The following is a 24,633-nucleotide window of genomic DNA, read 5'->3' on the forward strand; positions in this document are numbered from 1 at the left end:
GCCGTCGTCATCAAGCGGGTGGTGCGCCGCGAGCGGCCCCACCACCCGGCGATCGCGGTGAACGTCGGCACCCCGAGCCGGTTGTCCTTCCCCTCGGCCCACGCCACGTCGACCACCGCCGCCGCGGTGCTGCTCGGCCGGGTGTCCGGGCTGCCGCTGCCCGCCGTGCTGGTGCCGCCGATGGCGTTGTCGCGCCTCGTGCTCGGGGTGCACTACCCCAGCGACGTGCTCACCGGCGTGGCGGTCGGCGCGACGGTCGCCGAGGTGGTCTCCAGGATCAGTGAGCGTGACGGAGCGGACCGAAGATGAGTGGGCAGCCACATGAGTACCAGAATGTCTGAGGAAGCGGCGCCGGTGACCGGCCCGCCGAAGAACCTCGCCAGCGGCATCGTCAAGGCGTTGCGCCCACGGCAGTGGGTGAAGAACGTCCTGGTGTTCGCCGCGCCGGTGGCCGCCCTCGGCGACGACCGCTTCGCCTACGACTACCGCGTCGTGCTCGTCAACGTGCTGGTGGCGTTCATGGTGTTCAGCCTCGGCGCGTCAGCGGTGTACCTGGTCAACGACGCACGCGACGTCGAGGCCGACCGGCAGCACCCGACCAAACGCTTCCGGCCGATCGCCGCGGGCGTGGTGCCCGAGTGGCTGGCGTACACGCTGGCCACAGTGCTTGCGGTGGCCTCGGTCGGCATCTCGTGGCTGGTGACGCCGAATCTGGCCCTGGTGATGGCGATCTACATCGCGATCCAGCTGGCCTACTGCTTCGGGCTCAAGCACCAGGCCGTCATCGACATCTGCATCGTGTCCTCGGGCTTCCTGATCCGGGCGATCGCAGGCGGTGTGGCCGCCGATGTGCCGCTGTCGCAATGGTTCCTGCTGATGATGGCGTTCGGGTCGCTGTTCATGGCGGCCGGGAAGCGGTATGCCGAGCTGCAGTTGGCCGAACGCACCGGCGCCAAGATCCGCAAGTCGCTGGAGAGCTACACCAGCAGCTACCTGCGCTTCGTCTGGACGTTGTCGGCCACCGCGCTCGTGCTCTGCTACGGGCTGTGGGCCTTCGAGCGCGACGACCTCGCCGGGACGTCGTGGTTCGTGGTGTCGATGATCCCGTTCACCGTCGCGATCCTGCGCTACGCGGTCGACGTCGACGGCGGGCTGGCGGGTGAGCCGGAGGAGATCGCCCTGGGCGACCGGGTGCTCCAGTTGCTTGCGGTGGCCTGGATCGGGACCGTCGGTGCGGCCGTCCTCTTCGGCTGAGCCCGCCGGTGCGCCGGCCCTGCGCCGGCCGGCATTCCCGTTCGACGTGACCGCCCGCGTCAGCCTCTGGGTGGGGGTGGCGGTGGTGGCCGTGCTGTTCGGCTGGGGCGCCTGGCAGCGTCGGTGGATCGCCGACGACGGCCTGATCGTGCTGCGCACGGTGCGGAACCTGTTGGAGGGCAACGGGCCGGTGTTCAACGCCGGTGAACGCGTGGAGTCCAACACGTCCACGCTGTGGACGTACCTGATCACCCTGGGTTCCTGGGTGGGCGGCGCCGTGCAGCTGGAGTACGTGGCGCTGTGGTTCGCGCTGGTGCTGTCCGTCCTCGGGGTGGCGCTGGCGATGCTCGGCGCGGGCCGGCTCTACGCGCCCAGCCTGCAGGGCCGCCGCGCGCTGCTGCTGCCTGCGGGCGCGCTGGTGTACATCGCGGTGCCGCCGGCCCGCGACTTCGCCACCTCCGGACTCGAGAACGGTTTGGTGCTGGCCTATCTGGGCCTGCTGTGGTGGATGATGGTGTGCTGGTCGCAGGCGCTGCGCAGCCGCCCCGCCGACGTCGACGGCGACGCGGTGAGCCGGACCTTCGCCGCCACACTGGCTTTCGTCGGCGGTCTGAGCGTGCTGGTGCGCCCCGAGCTCGCGCTGGTCGGCGGACTGGCGCTGGTGATGATGCTGATCTCCGCCCGCGGCTGGCGCCGCCGGGTGCTGATCGTCGCCGCGGGCGGCGCGCTGCCGGTGCTCTACCAGATCTTCCGGATGGGCTACTACGGGCTGCTCACCCCCAACACCGCACTGGCCAAGGACGCCTCAGGGGCCAAGTGGCCGCAGGGCTTCACCTACCTCGCCAACTTCAATGAGCCCTACCTGCTGTGGATTCCGGCCGTGCTGCTGGTGTCGCTCGGCGCGGTGCTGGTGGCCACCAGGTCGCGGCCGTGGTGGATCTCGCACCGGTCGCCGCGCGGGTACGGGTGGCTGGCCCGCACCGTGCAGAGCCCGCCGGCGGTGGTGATCTTCTTCGTGGCGAGCGGTCTGCTGCAGGCGATCTACTGGGTCCGCCAGGGCGGCGACTTCATGCACGGCCGGGTGCTGCTGACACCGCTGTTCTGCCTGCTGCTGCCGGTCGCGTCGATCCCGGTGGTGCTCCCCGACGGCAGCCGGTTCACCCGCGAGACCGGCTACCTGCTGGCCGCCGCCACCTCGGTGCTGTGGCTGACCGTCGCGGGATGGTCACTGTGGGCGGCGAATTCGCCGGGAATGGGTGCCGACGCCACCAGGGTGACCTACACCGGGATCGTCGACGAACGGCGGTTCTACGCACAGGCCACCGGCCACGCCCACCCGCTGACCGCTGCCGACTACCTGGACTACCCGCGGATGCGCGCGGTGATCACCGCGCTGGACAACACCCCCGACGGCGCGCTGCTTTTGCCCGCAGGCAATTACGACCGCTGGGACGTGGTGCCCGCGATTCCGCCTCCGCCGCGCCCGCCCGACGCGTCGGCGGACTGGATCGACGAGCACCAGCCGCAGCACACCGTCTTCTTCACCAACCTCGGCATGCTCGGCATGAACGTCGGCCTCGACGTGCGGGTCATCGACCAGATCGGCCTGGCCAATCCGCTGGCCGCGCACACCGCCCGGCTCGAGGACGGCCGCATCGGGCACGACAAGAACCTGTTCCCCGACTGGGCGGTTGCCGAGGGGCCGTTCCTCAAGACCCGCCCCTACGTGCCGCCCTACCTCGACGAGGACTGGATCCGGCAGGCCGAGGCGGCGCTGAAATGCCCGGACACCGAGGCCGTGCTCAGCTCGATCCGCGGGCCGATGGGACCGCGCCGCTTCCTGTCCAACCTCGTGCACGCCGTCGAGTTCACCAGGTATCGCATCGACCGCGTGCCGCGCTACGAACTGGCCCGCTGCGGGCTGGCCGTGCCGGAGCCGATCAACCCGCCCTACACCGGCATGCCGGCCACTGGGCCCTGAGCTGCGGAACTTGTGATCGGCGTGGGGTTTCTGTTTGGGTAACGCCGCAGCCACCTCGCGACGATATGCAGGCAGGTGTGCTGCATTCACCGCCCACGACCGCCGTTCGCACGGCGCCGGCAGAAGTGAACGGACGGTAGGACCTTTGCGTAGGACCCCGGGTGCTGTCGCTGCGCGCGCTGCGCGACGACTGCTCGTGGCGCTGGCCGCGCTCGTCGTGCTGCCCGGGCTGGCCCAGGTGGTGGGCGCGCCGCAGGCCGCCGCGTTCTCCCGGGAGGGCCTGCCCGTCGAGTACCTCGACGTCTACTCCACGGCGATGGGCCGCAACGTGCGGGTCGAATTCCAGGGCGCGGGCCCGGGTTCCAGGGCCGTCTACCTGCTCGACGGGCTGCGCGCCCAGGACGACTACAACGGCTGGGACATCAACACCGCGGCCTTCGAGTGGTTCCACGGCTCCGGGGTCTCGGTGGTGATGCCCGTCGGCGGGCAGTCGAGCTTCTACACCGACTGGTACTCACCGTCGACCTTCAACAGCCAGCCCTACACCTACAAGTGGGAGACGTTCCTCACCGCAGAACTGCCGCAGTGGCTGGCGGACAACCAGCAGGTGTCGACCACCGGCAACGCCGTTGTGGGACTGTCGATGTCGGGCAGTGCGGCGCTGATCCTCTCGGCCTACCACCCGGCGCAGTTCCGCTACGCCGCCTCCCTGTCGGGCTTCCTCAACCCGTCGGCGGTGTTCATGCAGCAGGCGATCCGGGTGGCGATGCTCGACGCGGGCGGCTTCAACGTCGACAACATGTGGGGCCCGCCGTGGGACCCGGCCTGGAAGCGCAACGACCCGGTGGTGCAGGCGGACCGCATCGCGGCCAACGGCACCCGGCTCTGGGTCTACTGCGCGCCCGGCGGCGCGACACCCCTTGACACCGGCGACCCCGGCCAGGCGCTCAGCGCGACCAGCCTCGAGGCGACGGCGATCACCAGCAACAAGGCGTTCCAGCAGGCCTACACCGCCGCAGGCGGCCGCAACGCCACCTTCCAGTTCCCGCCCGCAGGCAACCACGCCTGGGGTTACTGGGGCGCGCAACTGCAAGCCCTCAAACCCGACCTGCTCGCGACCATCGGTGGTTGAGGGGCGGATCATGATATCGGTAAAGGCGCAGTTCAGAAGCGAATTCACGCACGGAAGAGAAATAGCCGGAGAGAGGTATCACACCGAGGTGTGGTTGACTACACGGGCAACGCGGCCTGCTCCGGTGGACACAGGCCGGGTTCGGCATTCGACAGATGGGATAGGTAAAGCATGAAGTTCGTTGGGAAGATGCGCGGCGCCTGGGCGCGCCGGCTCACGGTTGTGGCCTTGGCGGCCGCCGTGCTGCCCGGCCTGGTCAGTGCGGTCGGCGGCTCGGCGACTGCGGGGGCCTTCTCTCGTCCGGGTCTGCCGGTCGAGTACCTGATGGTGCCGTCCGCGGGTATGGGACGTGACATCAAGGTGCAGTTCCAGAGTGGTGGCCAGGGAGCGCCGGGCGTGTACCTGCTCGACGGCCTGCGCGCACGTGATGACTTCAACGGTTGGGACATCGAGACCAACGCGTTCGAGATGTACTACGAGTCGGGCCTGTCGGTGATCATGCCCGTCGGTGGCCAGTCCAGCTTCTACTCCGACTGGTACGAGCCCGCCTGCGGCAAGGCCGGTTGCTCGACCTACAAGTGGGAGACGTTCCTGACCCAGGAGCTTCCCGCCTACCTGTCCGCCAACCACGGCGTGAACCCGAACCGCAATGCGGCCGTCGGTCTGTCGATGGCCGGTTCGGCCGCGATGACGCTGGCGATCTACTACCCGCAGCAGTTCCAGTACGCGGCGTCGCTGTCCGGCTTCCTCAACCTGTCCGAGGGCTGGTGGCCCATGCTGGTCGGGATGTCGATGGGTGACGCCGGCGGCTACAAGTCCGAGGCCATGTGGGGCCCGTCGAGCGATCCGGCGTGGAAGCGCAACGACCCGATGGTGAACATCGACCGGCTGGTCGCCAACGGCACCCGCGTGTGGGTCTTCTGCGGCAACGGCAAGCCTGCCGACATCAACGGCAGCGGCGTCGCGGCGGGTGACAACTTCAACGCGAAGTTCCTCGAGAGCTTCACGCTGCGGACCAACGAGACCTTCCAGGAGCAGTACATCGCCGCGGGCGGCAAGAACGGCGTGTTCAACTTCCCGCAGGCCGGTACCCACAGCTGGGAGTACTGGGGTCAGCAGCTCGGCCAGATGAAGCCGGACATCCAGCGCGTGCTGGGTGCCACCCCGGGCCCGGTCGCCGCTCCCGCGGCGGCTCCGGTCGAGGGCGGCAACTGATCTAGCGCGCAACGACCGACGCCGGCGGCGGCGATCCCTTCGGGGGTCGCCGCCGTCGGCCGTTCCGGGGTCGTCCGACCGGCCCCTTTCGCCGCGACCCCGGGGGCAGGTGTGATTCACTACCTGCGGCGGGGACAGCCGAGACGTGAGGTGGATGAATGGGTCGGTCACTGGTCCGGGGACTTCTGAGCGTGCTACTGGCCGCGGGCCTGTGGGGGGCTGTCGGGACCACGTCCGGCGCCACCGCGGGCGCCGAGCCCGTCGAGTACCTGATGGTGCCGTCGCCGGCCATGGGCCGCGACATCCCGGTGGCCTTCCAGGGCGGTGGACCGCACGCGGTGTTCCTGCTCGACGCGTTCAACGCCGCGCCGGACGTCAGCAACTGGGTGACCGCGGGCAACGCGATGAGCACGCTCGCGGGCAAGGGCGTCTCGGTGGCCGCGCCCGCCGGCGGCGCGTGGAGCATGTACACCAACTGGGAGCAGGACGGCAGCCGGCAGTGGGAGACCTTCCTGTCCTCCGAGCTGCCCAACTGGCTGGCGGCCAACAAGGGCCTGGCGCCGGGCGGGCACGGCATCGTCGGCGCCGCCCAGGGCGGCTACGGCGCCATGGCGATGGCCACCTTCCACCCGGACCGGTTCCGCTACGCCGGGTCGCTGTCGGGCTTCCTGGCGCCGTCGCTCACGCAGATGAACGGCGCCATCACCGACGGGCTGGCCCGCTTCGGCGGCGTCGACATCCGCAACATGTGGGGTCTGCCGCAGCTCGGCCGGTGGAAGTGGCACGACCCCGACGTGCACATCCAGCTGCTGATCAACAACAACACCCGGCTGTGGGTGTTCAGCCCGTCCACTCTGACGTGCAGCGACCCGGCCGCGATGATCGGCTACTGCGACCAGGCCGCAGGCAGCGCCCGCACCTTCTACCAGCACTACCGGGGTAACGGCGGCGGCAACGGGCACTTCGAGTTCCCGGCAGGCGTGCAGCACGACTGGGGCAGCTGGTCGTCCCAGCTGGCCGCCATGTCGGGCGAACTGTCCAGCGTTCTGCGATAGCCGCCGCCAACCGCGAAACCGCTGGCCAGGAGCACTTTTGGGCAGCCGGTACCGTGGAGGGGTGCAACGGAGGAGCGAGCGAGCGGCGAAGCGTGCGCTACCGATGCTGCTGGTCCTCTCGGCGGTGCTGCTGGTCAGTGCCTGCGGGCTGACCGACGACCTGCGTGCGACCGTCGGCCTGCCGACCTCGGAGACCACCCCGGCCGGCGCGGACGCGCAGTCGGCGCGCAGCGCACCAGACCTCACCGGGCCGCACGCGGACGCCGAACAGGGGCAGATGACGGTGACCGCGCAGCAGCGCGAGTACCTCGACGCGCTGGCCGATGCCGGCGTGACGCCCTCGAGCGACCTGCTCGCGCTGTCCATCGGGTCGTACGTGTGCCAGGCCAGGGCGGCCCAGCAGACCGATCAGGCGGTGTGGGACTTCGTGGTCCCGCTGGTGCGCAGCGACGTGCGCACGGCCGGGTCGGACACGGCCCACACCGCACGCGCCGACCTCGACACCGTGACCGCCGACTACATTCGCATCGCGACCGAACGACTCTGCTAGCAGGAGAACATGGCCAGGACATCGAAGAACCGCCGAAAACGGCACCGCATCCTCGCGCTCGTCGCCGCCGGGGCGATGGCTCTCGTCGTGGTGCTGGTGGTGGCAATCGTGGTGGTGCTCCTGCGCAAGCCCGACACCCCGGACACCGCGCTGCCGCCCAGCGCGGTGCCTCCGACCAGTGATCCCGGGACGCCCGGCGCCCGCAAGCCCCGCCCGGAGTTCCAGGACGCCAGCTGCCCGGACGTGCAGCTGATCTCGATTCCCGGCACCTGGGAGTCGTCGGTGCAGATGGACCCGTTCAACCCGGTGCAGTTCCCGGCGGCACTGCTGCTGCGGGTCACCAACCCGCTGCGGGCCGAGTTCGGCACCGACCGGCTGGAGATCTTCACCGTCCCGTACACGGCGCAGTTCCACAATCCGTTCTCCGCGGACAAGCAGATGTCGTACAACGACAGCCGCGCCGAGGGCACCCGCGCCGCGGTCAAGGCGATGACCGACATGAACAACCGCTGCCCGCTCACCAGCTACGTGCTGGTCGGCTTCTCCCAAGGCGCCGTGATCGCCGGCGACATGGCCAGTGACATCGGCAACGGCCGCGGGCCGGTCGACCAGGACCTGGTGCTCGGCGTCGTGGCGATCGCCGACGGCAGGCGCCAGACCGGCGTCGGCCGCGAGGTCGGGCTGAACCCGCCGGGGGTGGGCGCGGAGATCACGCTGCACGAGGTCCCGACGCTGTCGACGCTGGGGCTGACGATGACCGGGCCGCGGCCGGGTGGCTTCGGTGCGCTCAACGACCGGACCTTCGAGATCTGTGCGCCCGGCGACCTGATCTGCGCCGCACCGGAGTCGGCGTTCTCGATCGTCAACCTGCCCAAGACGTTGCAGGTGCTCTCCGGAGGGGCGGGGCAGCCGGTGCACGCGATGTACGCCACCCCGCAGTTCTGGAACGAGAACGGCCTGACGGCGACCGACTGGACGCTGAACTGGTCCCGCGATCTGATCTCGAACGCACCGCAGCCGAAACATGGCTGATTTGTGACCGTGGCGGATTTGGCCGCCGCCGATCCGTACCCTTAACATTAAGAGAAAAGTAAGAGGGGTGTCCCGTGGTGGCGTCCGCGGCGACTTCGCCGGTGCTGCCCTCACCCCGGTAGGATTCCGGGGGTTTGGGGTCGAGCAGCTGGCCTCGCCCATGACAGGAGTGTGAAATGGCCTTCCACAACCCGTTCATCAAGGACGGACTGATCAAGTTCCCCGACAACGGGAGCCTGGTCCGCCACGTCGAACGGTGGGCGAAGGTGCGGGGCGACAAGCTGGCCTACCGCTTCATCGACTTCTCCACGGAGCGCGACGGTGTCGTGCGCGACCTCAACTGGAACGACTTCGGCACGCGCAACCGCGCGATCGGCGCCCGCCTGCAGCAGGTGACCCAGCCCGGGGACCGGGTGGCCATCCTGTGCCCGCAGAACCTCGATTACCTTGTCGCCTTCTTCGGCACCCTGTACTCGGGCCGGATCGCCGTGCCGCTGTTCGACCCGTCGGAGCCGGGCCATGTCGGCCGCCTGCACGCCGTGCTCGACGACTGCCACCCGTCGGCGATCCTGACCACCACCGACGCCGCCGAGGGTGTGCGCAAGTTCTTCCGCAGCCGCCCGGCCAACCAGCGCCCCCGGGTGATCGCCGTGGACGCGGTACCCGACGAGGTCGGCAGCACCTGGGAGCCGGTCGAGGTCAACAACGAGAGCATCGCCTACCTGCAGTACACCTCGGGATCGACCCGGATCCCGACCGGCGTGCAGATCACTCACCTCAACCTGGCCACCAACGTGGTGCAGGTGATCGAGGCGCTGGAGGGCGAAGAGGGCGACCGGGGCGTGTCCTGGCTGCCGTTCTTCCACGACATGGGCTTGATCACGGTGCTGTTGCCCGTGGTGATCGGCCACTACATCTCGTTCATGACGCCCGCCGCGTTCGTCCGCAGGCCCGGCCGCTGGATTCGCGAGATGGCGCGCAAGGACAGCGACGACGGCGGCGTCATCTCGGTGGCGCCGAACTTCGCATTCGACCACGCCGCCGCCCGCGGCCTGCCCAAGGACGGCGAGCCACCGCTCGACCTGTCGAGTGTGAAGGCACTTCTCAACGGCAGTGAGCCGATCTCGGCCGCCACCGTGCGCAACTTCAACGACGCGTTCGGCCCGTACGGGTTCCGGCCGCAGGCCATCAAGCCGTCCTACGGCCTGGCAGAGGCAACGCTGTTCGTGTCCACGACGCCGGCCAACGAACCGCCCAAGATCGTCACCGTCGACCGTGACGAGCTGAACAACCACCGTTTCGTCGAGGTGGCCCCGGATTCACCCAAGGCGGTGCCACAGGCGTCGGCCGGCAAGGTGGGCGTGGCCGAGTGGGCCGTCATCGTGGACCACGACACCGCCACCGAACTGCCCGACGGGCAGATCGGCGAAATCTGGATCAGCGGCCAGAACATGGGCACCGGCTACTGGGGCAAGCCCGAGGAGTCGGTCGCGACCTTCCAGAACCTGCTCAAGTCGCGGACCGAACCGTCGCACGCCAACGGCGCCCCGGACGACGCGACGTGGGTGCGCACCGGTGACTACGGCGCCTTCTACGAAGGCGACCTCTACATCACCGGACGTGTCAAGGACCTGGTGATCATCGACGGCCGCAACCACTATCCGCAGGACCTCGAGTACTCGGCGCAGGAGTCGACCAAGGCGCTGCGCACCGGCTTCGTCGCGGCGTTCTCGGTGCCGGCCAACCAACTGCCCGACGAGGTGTTCGCCGACGCCCACGCCGGCCTGAAGCGCGATCCCGACGACAGTTCCGAACAGCTGGTGATCGTCGGTGAGCGGGCGCCGGGTGCGCACAAGCTGGACATGGCGCCCATCGCCGACGACATCCGCGCCGCGATCGCCGTGCGGCACGGCGTCACCGTGCGCGACGTGCTGCTCACCCCGGCCGGCGCGATCCCGCGGACGTCGAGCGGCAAGATCGGCCGCCGTGCGTGCCGGGCGGCGTACCTCGACGGCACCCTGCGGAGCGGCAAGATCGCCAACGCGTTCCCTGACGAGACGGATTGACCGGAAGCTCCGGCGACCCTGAGGACATCGGCACGACTGAGATTCCACCGCTGCGGGTGGCGAAAGAGATATGAACATGTCTGACACACCGAACGATTCGCCGTCCGCACCGGACCAGCCGGTCATCGCCTCCGGCGACGACAGCCCGATTGTCGCCTCCGGCGACGACAGCCCACTGCGGCCGGCGCAGGTCGACATGACCGTCAACGAGATGCGCGAATGGCTGCGCAACTGGATCGCCGACGCCACCGGCCAGGCCGCCGACAAGATCGACGAGTCCGCCCCGATGGTGGAGCTCGGCCTGTCGTCGCGCGACGCGGTCGCGATGGCGAGCGACATCGAGGACCTCACCGGCGTCACGCTGACCGCGACCGTGGTGTTCCGCAACCCGACCATCGAGTCTCTGGCCACGGTGATCATCGAGGGTGAGCCCGAGGTCGACCACAGCGACGACGACACCGACTGGAGCCGCGACCGCGACGTCGAGGACGTCGCGATCGTCGGCCTGGCGACCCGTTTCCCCGGTGACCTGAACACCCCCGGCGAGATGTGGCAGGCGCTGCTGGAGGGCCGCGACGCGATCACCGATCTGCCCGAGGGCCGCTGGTCGGAGTTCCTCTCCGAGCCGCGGATCGCCGAACGGCTCGCCAACGCCCGCACCCGCGGCGGCTACCTGTCCGACATCAAGGGCTTCGACTCCGAGTTCTTCGCGCTGTCGAAGATGGAAGCCGACAACATCGACCCGCAGCAGCGGATGGCGCTGGAGCTCACCTGGGAGGCGCTCGAGGACGCCCGCATCCCGGCGTCGAGCCTGCGCGGTCAGCGGGTCGGCGTCTACATCGGCAGCTCCACCAACGACTACAGCTTCCTGGCCGTCGCCGACCCGGGGACGGCGCACCCGTACGCGATCACCGGCGGCGCGAGCTCGATCATCGCCAACCGGGTGTCCTACTTCTACGACTTCCGCGGCCCGTCGATGGCCATCGACACCGCCTGCTCCAGCTCGCTGGTCGCCGCGCACCAGGGTGTCGCGGCGCTGCGCGCCGGTGAGGCTGACGTCGTGCTGGTCGGCGGCGTCAACGCGCTGGTCACCCCGCTGGTGACGGCGGCCTTCGACGAGATCGGCGGCGTGCTCGCCTCCGACGGCCGGATCAAGTCCTTCTCCCAGGACGCCGACGGCTACGCGCGCTCAGAGGGCGGCGGCATGCTGGTGTTCAAGCGGCTGTCGGACGCCCGCCGCGACGGCGACGAGATCTACGCGGTGGTCGCGGGCAGCGCGGTCAACCACGACGGCCGGTCCAACGGCCTGCTGGCGCCCAACCCGGACGCGCAGGCCGAGGTGTTGCGCAAGGCGTACAAGGACGCGGGCATCAACCCCCGCGACGTCGACTACGTCGAGGCGCACGGCACCGGCACCATCCTGGGCGACCCGATCGAGGCCGACGCGCTGGGCCGCGTGGTGGGTCGCAGCCGCCCGGCGGACCGGCCCGCGCTGCTCGGCGCGGTGAAGTCGAACCTCGGTCACCTGGAGTCGGCCGCGGGCGCGGCGAGCCTGGCGAAGACGGCGCTCGCGCTGAAGAACAACAAGATCCCGCCGTCGATCAACTACACCGGCCCGAACCCGTACATCGACTTCGACGCGGTGCGGCTGAAGGTCGCCGACACCGTCACCGACTGGCCGCGATACAGCGGCAACGCGATCGCCGGGGTGTCCGGCTTCGGCTTCGGCGGCGCCAACGCGCACATGGTGCTGCGCGAGCTGGTGCCGTCGGACCTGGTGGAGCCCGAACCCGCCGAAGAGGTGGTCGCGGTCACCGCGGCGCCGAACCAGCCCGCGCAGTACGTCGGCGGGGTGCGGATGGACGAGTACGGCGAGTTCATCGAAGAAGACTCAGACGACGACGGTCTGGACCGTCCGGCCGCCGCGCTCGACGACGAGTACGAACTGCCGGGCATCACCGACGAGGCCAAGCGGCTGCTCGAGGTCGCCCGCGAGGAGCTCGCGGCCGGCGAGCAGCCCACTCCGGTTGTGCCGCTTGCCGTCTCGGCATTCCTGACCTCCCGCAAGCGGGCGGCCGCCGCCGAGCTGGCCGACTGGATCGACAGCCCGGAGGGCCGGGCGTCCTCCCTCGAGTCGATCGGCCGCTCGCTGTCGCGGCGCAACCACGGCCGCTCCCGTGCGGTGGTGCTCGCCCACGACCACGACGAGGCGGTCAAGGGCCTGCGCGCGGTCGCCGAGGGCAAGCAGAGTCCCAGCGTGTTCAGCGCCGACGGCCCGGTCACCAACGGCCCGGTGTGGGTGCTGGCGGGATTCGGTGCGCAGCACCGCAAGATGGGCAAGAACCTGTACCTGCGCAACGAGGTCTTCGCCGAGTGGATCGACAAGGTCGACGCGCACGTGCAGGACGAGCGCGGCTACTCGGTGCTGGAGCTGATCCTCGACGACTCGCAGGACTACGGCATCGAGACCACCCAGATCACCATCTTCGCCATCCAGGTGGCGCTCGGTGAGCTGCTGCGCCACCACGGCGCCAAACCCGGTGCGGTGATCGGGCAGTCGCTCGGCGAGGCCGCCGCGGCCTACTTCGCCGGCGGCCTGTCGCTGGCCGACGCCACTCGCACCATCTGCTCGCGCAGTCACCTGATGGGTGAGGGCGAGGCGATGCTGTTCGGCGAGTACATCCGGCTGATGGCGCTCGTCGAGTACTCCGCCGACGAGATCAAGACGGTGTTCTCCGACTTCCCCGACCTGGAGGTGTGCGTCTACGCCGCACCGACCCAGACCGTGATCGGTGGTCCGCCCGCGCAGGTGGACGCGATCATCGAGCGGGCGGAGAAGGAGGGTAAGTTCGCCCGCAAGTTCCAGACCAAGGGTGCCAGCCACACCACGCAGATGGATCCGCTGCTGGGCGAGCTGGCCGCCGAACTGCAGGGCATCGAGCCGCATCCGGTGCTGATCGGCTACTTCTCGACCGTGCACGAGGGCCAGTACATCCGGCCCGGCGGCGAGCCGATCCACGACGTCGACTACTGGAAGAAGGGCCTGCGGCACTCGGTCTACTTCACCCACGGCATCCGCAACGCGGTCGACAACGGGCACACCACGTTCCTGGAGCTGGCGCCGAATCCGGTGGCGCTCATGCAGGTCGGGCTGACCACGGCGGCCGCGGGCCTGCACGACGGTCAGCTGATCGCCACGCTGGCCCGCAAGCAGGACGAGGTCGACTCGATGACCGCGGCGATGGCGCAGCTGTTCGTGCACGGCCACGACCTCGACATGCGCACGCTGTTCCCGCGCCGCTCCCGCGGCCTGGCCGGTGCGCTGGACTTCGCCGACATCCCGCCCACCCGGTTCCGCCGCAAGCCGCACTGGCTCGACGTGCGGTTCAGCGGGGACAACTCGGGCATCATGCCGGGTACGCACGTCGCCACCCCGGACGGCCGGCACGTGTGGGAGTACGCCCCGCGCGGCGGCACCGACCTGTCGGCGCTGGTGAAATCGGCTGCCACGCAGATCCTTCCGGACGCCGCGGTGGTGGCCGCCGAACAGCGCGCGGTGCCGGGCGAGGACGCCCGGCTGGTCACCACGCTGACCCGTCATCCGGGTGGCGCCTCGGTGCAGGTGCACGCCCGCATCGACGAGTCGTTCACGCTGGTGTACGACGCGATCGTGTCCCGCGGCGGCCAGGGGATCGCGCTGCCCGCCGCGGTCGCCACCGGAACCGTTGCGGCACAGCCGCTGACGGCCGCACCGGAGACCGCGCCCACCGAGGACCCGGACGCCGACATCCTCCACGACAACCTGACCGCCGGCGCCAATCTCGGTGCCTCGCTGGGCAAGTGGAGTCCGGATTCCGGTGAGTCGATCCACGACCGGCTGGGCACCATCGTCGGCAGCGCCATGGGCTACGAGCCCGAGGACCTGCCGTGGGAGGTGCCGCTGATCGAACTCGGCCTGGACTCGCTGATGGCGGTGCGGATCAAGAACCGCGTCGAATACGACTTCGACATGCCACCCATCCAGCTGACCGCGGTGCGCGATGCCAATCTCAACGCCGTCGAGAAGCTGATCCAGTACGCGATCGAGCATCGCGACGAGGTCGAGCAGCTCGCCGAGTCCCAGAAGGGCAAGAGCGCCGAGGAGATCGCGGCCGCGCAGGCCGAACTCCTTGGCGGTGCGAGCACCGTGGCCGAGCTCGAAGAGAAGCTCGCGTCGGCCGGCCACCCGCTGGGCGCCGCCGAGGAGGTCAGGGAGCAGGCGACGGTGCTCAGCGGCGCGAGCCCCAGCACGATCGCGGCCCCGGCTCCCGACCCGCAGGCCGAGCCGGACACCCAGTCCGGCGGGGCGCCCATCCCGCCGGCCCCGACCGATCCGTCCGGGCCGTCAGCAGCGAGCATCCCGCCGCCGCCCACCGATCCGTCCGGACCCCGGACCTCGGGCCCGTCTCAGTCCACGGTCGCCGCGGCATCCAAGGTGCTCACCCAGGAGGCCGTCACCGAGGCGCTCGGCGCCGACGTGCCGCCCCGCGACGCCGCGGAGCGTGTCACCTTCGCGACGTGGGCGATCGTCACCGGCAAGTCGCCCGGCGGCATCTTCAACGAGCTGCCGACCATCGACGAGGCGACGGCGACCAAGATCGCCGAGCGGCTCACCGAGCGCGTCGACGAGGGCACCATCACCGTCGACGCCGTCCGCTCGGCGAAGACGGTCGAGGAGCTCGCCACCACGGTGCGCGACTACCTCGAGGGCGGCAAGATCGACGGCTTCGTGCGGACGCTGCGGCCACCGGTGGAGGGTTCGGACAGCGTGCCGGTGTTCGTGTTCCATCCCGCGGGCGGGTCGACCGTGGTGTACGAGCCGCTGCTGCGGCACCTGCCGCCGGACACCCCGATGTACGGCTTCGAGCGGGTCGAGGGTTCGGTCGAGGAACGGGCCGCCGAGTACCTGCCGAAGCTGATGGAGATCGGTGGCAAGGGCCCGTACATCCTGGTCGGCTGGTCGCTGGGCGGCGCGCTGGCGTACGCCTGCGCGATCGGGCTCAAGCGCGCGGGCGCCGACGTCCGGTTCGTCGGGCTGATCGACATGGTCCGACCTGGCGAGGAGATCCCGCAGACCCAGGAGGAGATGCGGGCACGCTGGGACCGCTACGCCCGGTTCGCCGAGCGCACCTTCAACGTCGAGGTGCCCGAGATCCCCTACGAGGAACTCGAGAAGCTCGACGACGAGGGCCAGGTCCGGTACGTGCTCGACATCGTCAGCCAGAGCGGGGTGCAGATCCCCGGCGGCATCATCGAGCACCAGCGGACGTCCTACCTGGACAACCGGCTGCTCGAGACGGCGGAGATCCAGCCCTACGACGGGCACGTCACCCTGTACATGGCCGATCGCTACCACGACGACGCGATCTTCTTCGAGCCGCGCTACGCCATCCGTCAGCCCGACGGCGGCTGGGGCGAGTTCGTCGAGGATCTCGAGATCGTGCCCATCGGGGGTGAGCACATCCAGGCGATCGACGAGCCGTACATTGCCAAGGTGGGTGCCCACATGAGCGAGGCGATCAACCGCGTCGAGAGCGAGAGCAAGTGACCACAGGAGAAGCGCCCGCCGTTCGCGCGGCGACCACCGCAGAGAAGCTCGCGGAACTGCGCGAGAAGCTGGAACTGGCCAAGGATCCCGGCGACGAGAAGTCCAAGGCTCGTCGCGACAAGAAGGGTCTGCCCACCGCCCGCGCGCGGATCCACGCGCTGCTCGACCCGGGCAGCTTCCTCGAGATCGGCGCGCTGGCCAAGACGCCCGGCGACCCTAACGCGTTGTTCACCGACGGCGTGGTCACCGGGCACGGCACCATCAACGGCCGCCCGGTCGGCGTGTTCAGCCACGACCAGACGGTGTTCCAGGGTTCGGTCGGCGAGATGTTCGGTCGCAAGGTGGCCAACCTGATGGAGTGGGTGGCGATGGTCGGCTGCCCGATCATCGGCATCAACGACTCCGCGGGCGCCCGTATCCAGGACGCGGTGACGTCGCTGGCCTGGTACGCCGAACTCGGCCGCCGCCACGAGCTGCTGCGCGGCATGGTGCCGGAGATCTCGATCATCCTCGGCAAGTGCGCCGGTGGTGCGGTGTACTCGCCGATCCAGACCGATCTCGTTGTCGCCGTACGTGATCAGGGCTACATGTTCGTCACCGGCCCCGACGTGATCAAGGACGTCACCGGTGAGGACGTCAGCCTCGACGAGCTCGGCGGCGCCGACGCGCAGGCCCGCTACGGCAACATCCACCAGGTGGTGGAGGACGAGAAGGCGGCGTTCCAGTACGCCCGCGACTACCTGAGCTTCCTGCCCGCCAACACCTTCGACGACGCGCCGGTGGTCAACCCGGGCCTGGAGCCCGAGGTCACGCCGCACGACCTCGAGCTGGACTCGCTCGTGCCGGACAGCGACAACATGGCCTACGACATGCACGAGATCCTGCTGCGGATCTTCGACGACGGCGACGTGTTCGACGTGGCCGCCAACCAGGGCCAGGCGATCATCACGGCATTCGCGCGGATCGACGGCCGGTCGGTGGGCGTGATCGCGAACCAGCCGATGCACCTGTCGGGCGCGATCGACAACGAGGCCTCCGACAAGGCGGCCCGCTTCATCCGGTTCTGCGACTCCTACAACCTGCCGCTGGTCTTCGTCGTCGACACCCCGGGCTTCATGCCGGGCGTCGAGCAGGAGAAGGGCGGAATCATCAAGCGCGGCGGGCGTTTCCTCAACGCCGTCGTCGAAGCCGACGTGCCCAAGGTGACGATCACCATCCGCAAGTCCTACGGCGGCGCGTACGCGGTGATGGGTTCCAAGCAGCTGTCGGCCGACCTGAACTTCGCCTGGCCGACGGCCCGGATCGCGGTGATCGGCGCCGAGGGTGCGGCGCAGCTGCTGGTGAAGCGGTTCCCCGATCCGACGGCGCCGGAGGTGCAGAAGATCCGCGCCGAGTTCATCGAGGGCTACAACCTGAACATGGCGACGCCGTGGATCGCCGCCGAGCGTGGCTTCATCGACGCGGTGATCCAGCCGCACGAGACCCGGCTGCTGCTGCGCAAGTCGATGAGACTGCTGCGCGACAAGCAGATCAACCGCGTGCAGCGCAAGCACGGCCTCACCCCGATCTGAGGACCGCTGTCACTCGCCGAGTTCTGCACCTGGGTCGTCAATCGGTCCCCAGCACAGCCCTGATGTAGAACTCGCGGTGCTAGGCCCGCAGTAGCTCACGGCTGGATGCGGATCCGGCCCGGGGAGTAGAGGCCGCTGTGGGTGGTGGTGCCGAGGTCGAGCTGTGCGGGCTCGGCGTCGACGACGGTGTCGAACCTGCGCAGCGAGCCCCAGTCCTGGCCCCAGTCCTCGGACAGGTACGTCGACATCACCGAGGCCTTCAGCAGCAGATCGGTGATGCCGAGCAGGCCGCCCTCGAGGCCGTTCTGCCAGGTGTCGGTGCTCTGCAGCTTCGCGAAGTAATCCGGTGAGATGCGGAACTTGGGCACCTCGGTGACGCCGTTGGCGTGCAGCATCGGCTGCTGGCACGGGAATGCCATTCCGACCGCCCAGTCCAGCAGCACCGGCTGCTCGGACCCGACGTACTCCTGCACCGACTTCACCTCGGGAACCCGTGGCGGCGTCACGGCGATCCAGTCGCCCTGGCCGAGGTTGAGGTCCTCGGCGATCACCCGCACCGCGACGGCGTCGCCCGGGATCTCCGAGCGCGGGTAGCGCAGGTTGCGCCACGACGGCGTCGGTCCGATGTCGTACGGGTCGACGCGCCCGGCGGGCACGAAGGCGCCGTCGGGTCCGCGCCTGCCGTACTCGAGCGCCACGGTCTGTCCCGATGAAAGGCCTTCGGCCACACTGTTGCCTGCGACGGTGCCGGCCGCGGTGATCACGACCAGCGGGTGCGCCTCGTCGGCGGCGGGCAGCTCGTACCAGGCCGACGCGAGCGTGCTCTCCTGCTGCGCCGTGGTGGAGTAGGTGCCCGCGACCGGCACCCGTGCCGGGTCCAGGCCGTAGGGCAGCGGCACCCTCGACCCGTTCACCCCGGGGCGTGGCAGCCGCCGCGGGCCGTTCCACTCGGCGTCGGTGCCGGGCTGCGGGTTGTTGAGCCGGATCGCCTCGGCGAGGATGCGGTCGGGAACGCCGTTGGGGGAGAAGCCGACCGGGTCGGTGCCGCCCAGCGGGCCGAGCGGGCCGTACCGGCCGGGCGCGACGCGCAGGAAGCCCGCATTGGAGTCCGGCTCGACCAGCACGTCGTCGGCCATGCCGCAGCCGCCGACGAACGCCCGTACGTTCGCCCAGCCGTTGGAGTAGGTCGGGTACTGGCGCACCACGCCGATCACCATCGATGCGATGAACACCACAACCATGAACCCGGCGGCCAGGGGGACCGGTGCGGCGGTCAACCGGTCCACCACCCGCGACTCGCGCCGCCCGGACACGTGCAGCCAGAATGCCCACAGTGCGGCGATCGCGAACAGCGCGAAGAACACCGTCGACACGGTGACGCCGCCCAGCTGGGGCACCGAGTTGTTGAAGGGCACACCGTAATTGGAGACGTACCACCACCCGTTGACCGAAGCGAAGCACAGCGCCAGCACGAAGAACACCAGGGCCAGGAACGCCATCCGGTTGCGTGCCGAGCGCAGCACGGTCCGTGACATCAGCACGGTGGTGAGCGCAGCCATGGCGCCGCCCACCGCGGCGAACAGGCCGAAGTGGTGGATCCACTTGGTGGGGGTGAACATCAGGAAGAAGATGGTGGCGAAGATGATGCCCATCAGCCGCCAGGCCGGGCCGCGGGCGATGCCGGCGATCCTTTTGCGGCGCAACATCATGAACAGCGCCGGGAACAGGCACAGTGCGGTGAACAGGAAGGCGAACCGGCGCGAGATCGCCCCGTCCACCGTCGGCAGCACCAGGTAGTAGTAGCGCAGGTTCTCGGTCCACCACTCCTGGCTGGGTCCGATCGCCGTGCGGATCCGCGTGGCCTCCAACACCGTTGCGATGGTCTGGTCGGCGAACACCACGCACAGGATCACGGTGCCCGCCGCGAGCATCGGTGCGATCAACGGCCAGGTGCCGACCGTCTGCCTGCGGCGCATCACGATGCGCAGAATGGGTCGTCCGCCTGCGACCAGGGCCGCAACCGCGATCAGCCCGGTGGGCTGGATCCCCAGCGTGAACGCCGCCGAGAAGATCGCCAGCGCGGCCGGGGCCAACCGGCCGGAACTGACGGCGCGCTCGATCAGCACATAGGTGATCAGGGCGCCGGTGGCGATCTGCCCCTCCGGGCGCAGGCCGTTGTTGAACGGCATCCAGGCGCCGATCAGCACCAGACCGGCCGCCCACAGCGCCGGGCGGCTGGCGATCACGGCGGGCCCCAGTCGAGGCAGCACCTCGCGGGACAGCAGCAGCCAGCAGATCAGCGAACAGATCAGGTCGGGCAGACGCATCCAGATGCCGGCGGTGCTCACCTGCGACATCAGCGCCAGCACGTTGTAGTACCAGCCGAACGGGTCCTCGGGGACGCCGAACCAGCGGAAGTAGTTGGCCATGTAGCCGGAGTGCTCGGCGGTGCGGGCCATCTGCATCTGATAGCCGTCATCGGAGGAGTTGGTGCCGATGATGTACCAGAGCACGAAGACACCCACCACGAACACGTCCACGGCGGTGAAGGTCCGCCACCGGGTGGGGATCAGCCGGCGCATGCGGCGGCCGTCGAGGCGGTCCAGCCGCCACAGGGCGACCAGCGCGACGGCCGTGCACACGATGCCGAGCACCATCGCGAGCAGTTTGACCGTCGTCGGCTGGGTGCTGAAGCGGGTGTCGATCGCGGCCGAGAATTCCAGCCCGGGCGGGGCGGGACCGGTCAGGTCGGTGAACACGCCCACGATCGCGGGCCGCAGGTTGGGGTCGGGGAATCCGGAGCGCTGCGGGCTGCCGTCACGTTTGGTCAGCCCGACGAACTCGGCGTAGGTGCCCTCGATCGAGGAGGTGATGTCGATGCGTTCGCAGCCGGGCCCTGCGACGCGGCCGCGTTCCACGCTGGCCACCACGACGTTGCGCACGATCACGTCGACGCGCGAGGCCGTGACGTTGACCAGCATCGCGTTCAGGGCGGCGTCGCGGCCCTCGGCGGGCGCGGTGCCGAGCACCAGTCCGCCGTCGCGGGGCATGCCCCGGACCACGTCGCACGGGATGGTCGCGGTGAGGCTGACCGGCGCCTGGGTGATCAGCGGCGCCGTCACGTTGGCGAACTGGCCCTGCTGCGGCCAGTTCAGCGTCGCCGTGGTCTGGGTGACCGGGAGCAGCGGTGTGGCGACCGACATCACGAAGCCGAGCAGGCCGGCGATGGTGGCGACCCAGCGCGCCACCCGCACGTCGCGGCTCCGGTCCCTGACCTCGTTCACGCTGCCGATCACGGGAGGGCCCTGATCGGTCCGCCACGGCTCCAGCCGAACACCCGCTTCGAACCCTCCTCGATCACCGCGTCGGGCGCGTCGTCCCGGGGCACCACCCGGTTGTAGCGCTCGATGGAACCCCAGTCCCGGTACCAGTCGTCACGCAGGTACGTCGGGATCGACTCGGTGCGCAGCAGCGCCTGGATGAACAGGAACGGCCCGCCGTCCTCGGCTGACTGCCACTGGTTCGACGAGGTGATCACCTGCTTGAAGTTGGGCAGCACCCGGTACTCCGGAAGTTCGGCCACCCCGAGGTGTTCGGAGAACGGGCGCTGGCACGGGAAGTTCGCGGCGGTCGCGATGTCCATCAGCACCGGTGTCCGGTCGCCGAGGAAGTCCTGGGCGGTCTGCAGCACCGGCACCCGCGGCGGCGTGAACCCGAACCACTGGTCCTCCGACAGGTTCGGGTCGTCGGCCACGATGCGCGCCACGTTGGCCTCCGGCGGCGCCCAGGCGAGCGGGAAACGCAGGTTGCGCCAGGCCTTCTGCTGGACGATGTCGATCGGCTGCACCTCGCCGAGCTCCTGGTAGCTGCCGTCGGGCCGGTGCACCCCCCACTGCAGCTTGAGCGACTGGCCGTAGTTGAACGAGCCGTCCTCCTCGTAGTACCAGATCGCACCGGCGGCGGCGACGGTCACCAGCGGCCGGTCGGCGGTGCGGGGCGGCAGCTGGTACCACGCCGAGGTCGCTTGCGCGGCGACTCCTGCCTCGTCCGAGCCCGGCTCGGCGAAGCTGCCCATCACGGGCGTGCGGTCCGGGTCCAGCCCGAACGGCAGGAACACCCGGGAGCCGTTGACCCCTTCGGGGCCGTAGCCGCCGCCGGTGCCCGCCGCGAACCCGACGGCGATGTTGGGCTTGTCCACCGGGCCGTCGGAGTTGACCGTGCCGGGGTTGGCCGCCACCGGCTCGGCCGGCTCGAGGGTGTCGTTGACGCCGTTCGGGGTGAAGCCGACCGGGTCCTCCCCGCCGAGCGGGCCGTACTCCCCGAAGCGCTGACCCGGCACGGGCGCCAGCATGCCTGCGTTGGTGTCGGCCTCGACGAGCACGGCGTCGGCCATCGCGCAGCTGTCCTTCGAGAGTCCCGACCGCAGCGCCGACAGGTTCGCCGCGCCGGTGGTGTAGACGGGGTAGCGGGTCGCGGTGGCCTTGAGCATCGAGCCCAGCTCGAGCACCACCATGATGGTCGCGACGACGAGCAGCGGGGTGGACGCCAGCGCCCGGTTGCGGCCGGTGTCGGCGACCTCGGTGTGCCCGGCGTAGTCCATCCGGAAGTGCAGCCAGCCGGTGAGCAGTCCGCCGGCGATGGCGAGCACCAGGAAGATCGTGGTGACCGGGAAGCCGACGATCACCGGCTGCTTGTCGAACCACGGCACGCCGTAGTTGCCGACGTAGAACCAGCCGTTGAGGCCCGAGGTGGCCCATGCCAGCACGAAGAGCAGCGCCGTGACGTACAGCGCGAGGTTCCGTCGGCTGTGCAGGCCGACGCGGGCGAAGGCGAACGCGGTGATCGCGCCCAGCGCACCCGCCAGCCCGGCGAACGCGCCGAACTGCACGGCCCATTTGGTGGGCGTGAGCGTCAGCAGCAGCAGCCCCACCGCGGTGGTGCCGGTCAGCCGCCACACCGGTGCGCTGAACGCCCCGGGCACCCGGCCGCGCCGCAGCAGCACCATGAGCAGGCCGAAGACGCAGAGCAGCAGGATCAGCACCGAGAAGCGCCGGGTCAGCGAGCCGTCGACGCTGTCCTCGACGGTCAGGAAGTAATACCGCAGGAACTCCTGGTACCAGGGGATGGTGGGGCCGACGACGTACTTGATGCGGACCGACTCGGCGACGGTGGCCAGCGTCTGGTCCCGGAAGGCGATCACGAAGACCAGCGACGCGGCGGCGGCCAGCGGCGCCAGCGCGGCGCCGAGCCCGCGGGCCGTCCTGCGGGCGGAGACGATGCGCGCGATGGGGCGTGCCCCGACGAGCAGCGGCGCCAGGGCGATGAGTCCCTGCGGCGCGAGTGTCACCGAGAACACGGCGATGACGATCGCCGCCGCCGCCGGCCAGAGTCTGCGCGTCCCGATCGCGCTCTCCACGAGCATCCACACCGCGATGACGCCGAAGGCGATCAGCGGTTCGGGGCGCAGGCCGTTGTTGAACGGCACCCACGCCGCCAGGAACACCGCACCGGCGGTCAGCACGGCGACGCGGTTGGCGGCCAGCCGCCTGCCGAGCCGGGGCAGCGCGCACCGGCTGATGATCAACCAGGTGGCGATGGCGGCCGCGGTGGCGGGCAGCCGCATCCACGTCCCCGCCGTGCTGACCGACGCCAGGTGCGCGAGCACCGACTGATACCAGTCGAAGGGCGCCTCGGTGGCGCCGAAGAAGCGGAAGTAGTTGGTGGCGTATCCGGCCTCGCCCGCGATGCGCGCGATGGTCAGGTTGTAGCCGTCGTCCGAGGACGGCGGCCCGACGACGTGCCAGACCAGCAGGGCGCCCACGACGCCGGCGTCGGCCAGCCACGTCGCGGGCCCGGCGCGCACGACACCGCGCCACGCCAGGGCGATCCGCCGCCTGCCGCGGCGGTCCAGCACCGCCAGCGCGACGATCGAGGCGATGACGCACGCGACGCCGAGCACCATCACCGCGAGCTTGAGCGGTGTGGGGGTGGTGATGAACCGGGTGTCGACGTCGATGCGCGCCGACAGGCCCTGGCCAGATGTCGCCGCCGGGGCGGCTCCGGGTTGCGCCGCCACGTCGAGGTCGGTGAAGACGCCGGCGACCTGTGGCTTCTTGTCGGCGGGAAGCACGCCGGTCGCGCCGGGGATGCCGATGAAGTCGGCGCCCGCACCGCCGGCGTCCGCCCACACGTGCAGCGTGCTGCAGGCGCCGCCGGCCACCGCGGCGCGCGGAGCGACGGCTGCCACCGTGTCCCGGAACGCGACCAGCACGGCGTCGGTGTTCGCGCGGACGAACAACCCGTTGCGGCCGGAGGCGATGCCGCCCTCGGGGATCGTCGAGAACACCGTTCCGCCGTCGGGCGGCAGGGTGGCGATCGCCCGGCACGGGATCGACACGTCGATCGCGAGCGGCGCACCGGACACCAGCGGCGCGGTCAGCTGCCCGACGGTCCCGGAATCTGCCGGGGCCTGCGGCCACAGGATGGTGGCGGTGGTCTGCTTCACCGGCAGCAGGGGCACCAGCGCGCACAGCACGACGCCGGCCAGGCCGGCGACGACCGCGATCAACCGGGCGATGCGGGGACCGCGAACGGCGGTGTCTTCGGCATCGGCGGGCACGAGGGACGATGGTATGCGACGCGCCCAGACGGTCAGGAGAGGCGCAGCGGTGCCGGGCTCCAGAACCCGCTGCGGGTGGCCGAGCCGAGGTCGAGCCGGGCCGGCTGCGCGTTCGGGTAGTACGGCGTGAGCCGCTGCAGGGCGCCCCAGTCGCGGAACCAGTCGTCGCGTAGGTAGGTGGGCACGGTGCCCGGACGCAGCAGCAGCTCGGTGATGCCGAGCGGGCCGCCGCCCAGGTAGTCCATCACCGGCGAGTTGGCCTCGGCGCCGAACCGGTCGGGCAGGATGCGCCACTTCGGCACCTCGGTGACGCCGTTGCGGTGGAAGAACGGGCGCTGGCACGGGAACGCCATGCCGACCAGCCAGTCCAGCATCACCGGGTCGGTGGACCCGACGACGTCCTGCAGGGTGCGCAGTTCCGGGATGCGGGGCGGGGTCAGCGCGATCCAGTGCTGCGGCGACAGGTCGTCGTCGGTGGCCGCCAGGCGGATCAGGGTGGCCTCACGCGGGATGGCGGCCAGCGGGGCGCGCAGATTGCGCCAGGCGGGTGAGGCGCCCACGTCGGCGAACC

The 24,633-nt window shown here is 70.1% G+C and carries 14 protein-coding genes; 11 read left to right on the plus strand and 3 right to left on the minus strand.

Annotated elements, in window-relative coordinates; all coding sequences use genetic code 11:
- The 11 genes from Q2100_RS16420 to Q2100_RS16470 all read left to right on the plus strand — a co-directional run.
- Positions 1 to 309 (plus strand): phosphatase PAP2 family protein (locus tag Q2100_RS16420; protein ID WP_302914941.1); only part of this gene is annotated, 309 nt, incomplete at its 5' end.
- A gap of 24 nt (positions 310 to 333) precedes the next feature.
- Complete coding sequence (locus Q2100_RS16425; protein WP_302914942.1) at positions 334 to 1,254, plus strand: decaprenyl-phosphate phosphoribosyltransferase; 921 nt, start codon at positions 334 to 336, stop codon at positions 1,252 to 1,254.
- Positions 1,232 to 3,235, plus strand: coding sequence for a terminal beta-(1->2)-arabinofuranosyltransferase (zomB, locus tag Q2100_RS16430; protein ID WP_302914943.1), 2,004 nt, complete (start codon positions 1,232 to 1,234; stop codon positions 3,233 to 3,235). Before Q2100_RS16425 ends, zomB begins: the two co-directional genes overlap by 23 nt.
- A 190-nt stretch (positions 3,236 to 3,425) precedes the next feature.
- The gene (locus Q2100_RS16435; protein ID WP_407667636.1) at positions 3,426 to 4,367 is read left to right on the plus strand and encodes an alpha/beta hydrolase; all 942 of its coding nucleotides are present in this window, start codon (positions 3,426 to 3,428) and stop codon (positions 4,365 to 4,367) included.
- A 171-nt stretch (positions 4,368 to 4,538) separates the two neighbouring features.
- The gene (locus Q2100_RS16440; RefSeq protein ID WP_302914944.1) at positions 4,539 to 5,582 is read left to right on the plus strand and encodes an esterase family protein; all 1,044 of its coding nucleotides are present in this window, start codon (positions 4,539 to 4,541) and stop codon (positions 5,580 to 5,582) included.
- Positions 5,583 to 5,740: 158 nt separating this feature from the next.
- On the plus strand, positions 5,741 to 6,637 hold the full coding sequence (locus tag Q2100_RS16445; protein WP_302914945.1) for an alpha/beta hydrolase-fold protein: 897 nt from the start codon (positions 5,741 to 5,743) through the stop codon (positions 6,635 to 6,637).
- 61 nt (positions 6,638 to 6,698) lie between these two features.
- The gene (locus Q2100_RS16450; RefSeq protein ID WP_302914946.1) at positions 6,699 to 7,187 is read left to right on the plus strand and encodes a DUF732 domain-containing protein; all 489 of its coding nucleotides are present in this window, start codon (positions 6,699 to 6,701) and stop codon (positions 7,185 to 7,187) included.
- Between the two features lie 9 nt (positions 7,188 to 7,196).
- On the plus strand, positions 7,197 to 8,219 hold the full coding sequence (gene culp6 / locus Q2100_RS16455; RefSeq protein WP_264013047.1) for a carboxylesterase Culp6: 1,023 nt from the start codon (positions 7,197 to 7,199) through the stop codon (positions 8,217 to 8,219).
- Positions 8,220 to 8,395: 176 nt separating this feature from the next.
- Positions 8,396 to 10,285 (plus strand): long-chain-fatty-acid--AMP ligase FadD32, encoded by a 1,890-nt coding sequence (gene fadD32 / locus Q2100_RS16460; protein ID WP_264013048.1) that lies wholly within the window; start codon positions 8,396 to 8,398, stop codon positions 10,283 to 10,285.
- Between the two features lie 76 nt (positions 10,286 to 10,361).
- Positions 10,362 to 15,872, plus strand: coding sequence for a polyketide synthase Pks13 (gene pks13, locus Q2100_RS16465; protein WP_407667635.1), 5,511 nt, complete (start codon positions 10,362 to 10,364; stop codon positions 15,870 to 15,872).
- Positions 15,869 to 17,443 (plus strand): acyl-CoA carboxylase subunit beta, encoded by a 1,575-nt coding sequence (locus Q2100_RS16470; RefSeq protein ID WP_302914947.1) that lies wholly within the window; start codon positions 15,869 to 15,871, stop codon positions 17,441 to 17,443. The genes pks13 and Q2100_RS16470 overlap by 4 nt, the downstream gene beginning before the upstream one ends.
- A 95-nt stretch (positions 17,444 to 17,538) precedes the next feature.
- On the opposite strand, the gene Q2100_RS16475 is transcribed toward Q2100_RS16470, so the two are convergent.
- From Q2100_RS16475 to Q2100_RS16485, 3 genes are all read right to left on the minus strand, one after another.
- Positions 17,539 to 20,739 carry an arabinosyltransferase domain-containing protein gene (locus Q2100_RS16475; RefSeq protein WP_302914948.1) on the minus strand — a complete coding sequence of 1,067 codons (3,201 nt, stop codon included), beginning with the start codon at positions 20,737 to 20,739 and terminating at the stop codon, positions 17,539 to 17,541.
- Entirely contained in the window at positions 20,736 to 24,077 is a 3,342-nt protein-coding gene (locus tag Q2100_RS16480) for an arabinosyltransferase domain-containing protein (protein WP_407667637.1), read from the minus strand. Before Q2100_RS16480 ends, Q2100_RS16475 begins: the two co-directional genes overlap by 4 nt.
- 17 nt (positions 24,078 to 24,094) lie before the next feature.
- Positions 24,095 to 24,633, minus strand: a 539-nt coding sequence (locus Q2100_RS16485; RefSeq protein ID WP_302914950.1) for an arabinosyltransferase C-terminal domain-containing protein, incomplete at its 5' end; no start/stop codon positions are given.

Origin of the sequence: Mycolicibacterium arseniciresistens (assembly GCF_030519285.1) — a bacterium.
GTDB lineage: Bacteria > Actinomycetota > Actinomycetes > Mycobacteriales > Mycobacteriaceae > Mycobacterium > Mycobacterium arseniciresistens.

Coding starts and splice junctions, on each gene's coding strand:
- pks13 (WP_407667635.1), top strand. CDS start 10,362: ATGTCTGACACACCGAACGATTCGCCGTCCGCACCGGACCAGCCGGTC.
- fadD32 (WP_264013048.1), top strand. CDS start 8,396: ATGGCCTTCCACAACCCGTTCATCAAGGACGGACTGATCAAGTTCCCC.
- Q2100_RS16445 (WP_302914945.1), top strand. CDS start 5,741: ATGGGTCGGTCACTGGTCCGGGGACTTCTGAGCGTGCTACTGGCCGCG.
- Q2100_RS16440 (WP_302914944.1), top strand. CDS start 4,539: ATGAAGTTCGTTGGGAAGATGCGCGGCGCCTGGGCGCGCCGGCTCACG.
- culp6 (WP_264013047.1), top strand. CDS start 7,197: ATGGCCAGGACATCGAAGAACCGCCGAAAACGGCACCGCATCCTCGCG.
- Q2100_RS16425 (WP_302914942.1), top strand. CDS start 334: ATGTCTGAGGAAGCGGCGCCGGTGACCGGCCCGCCGAAGAACCTCGCC.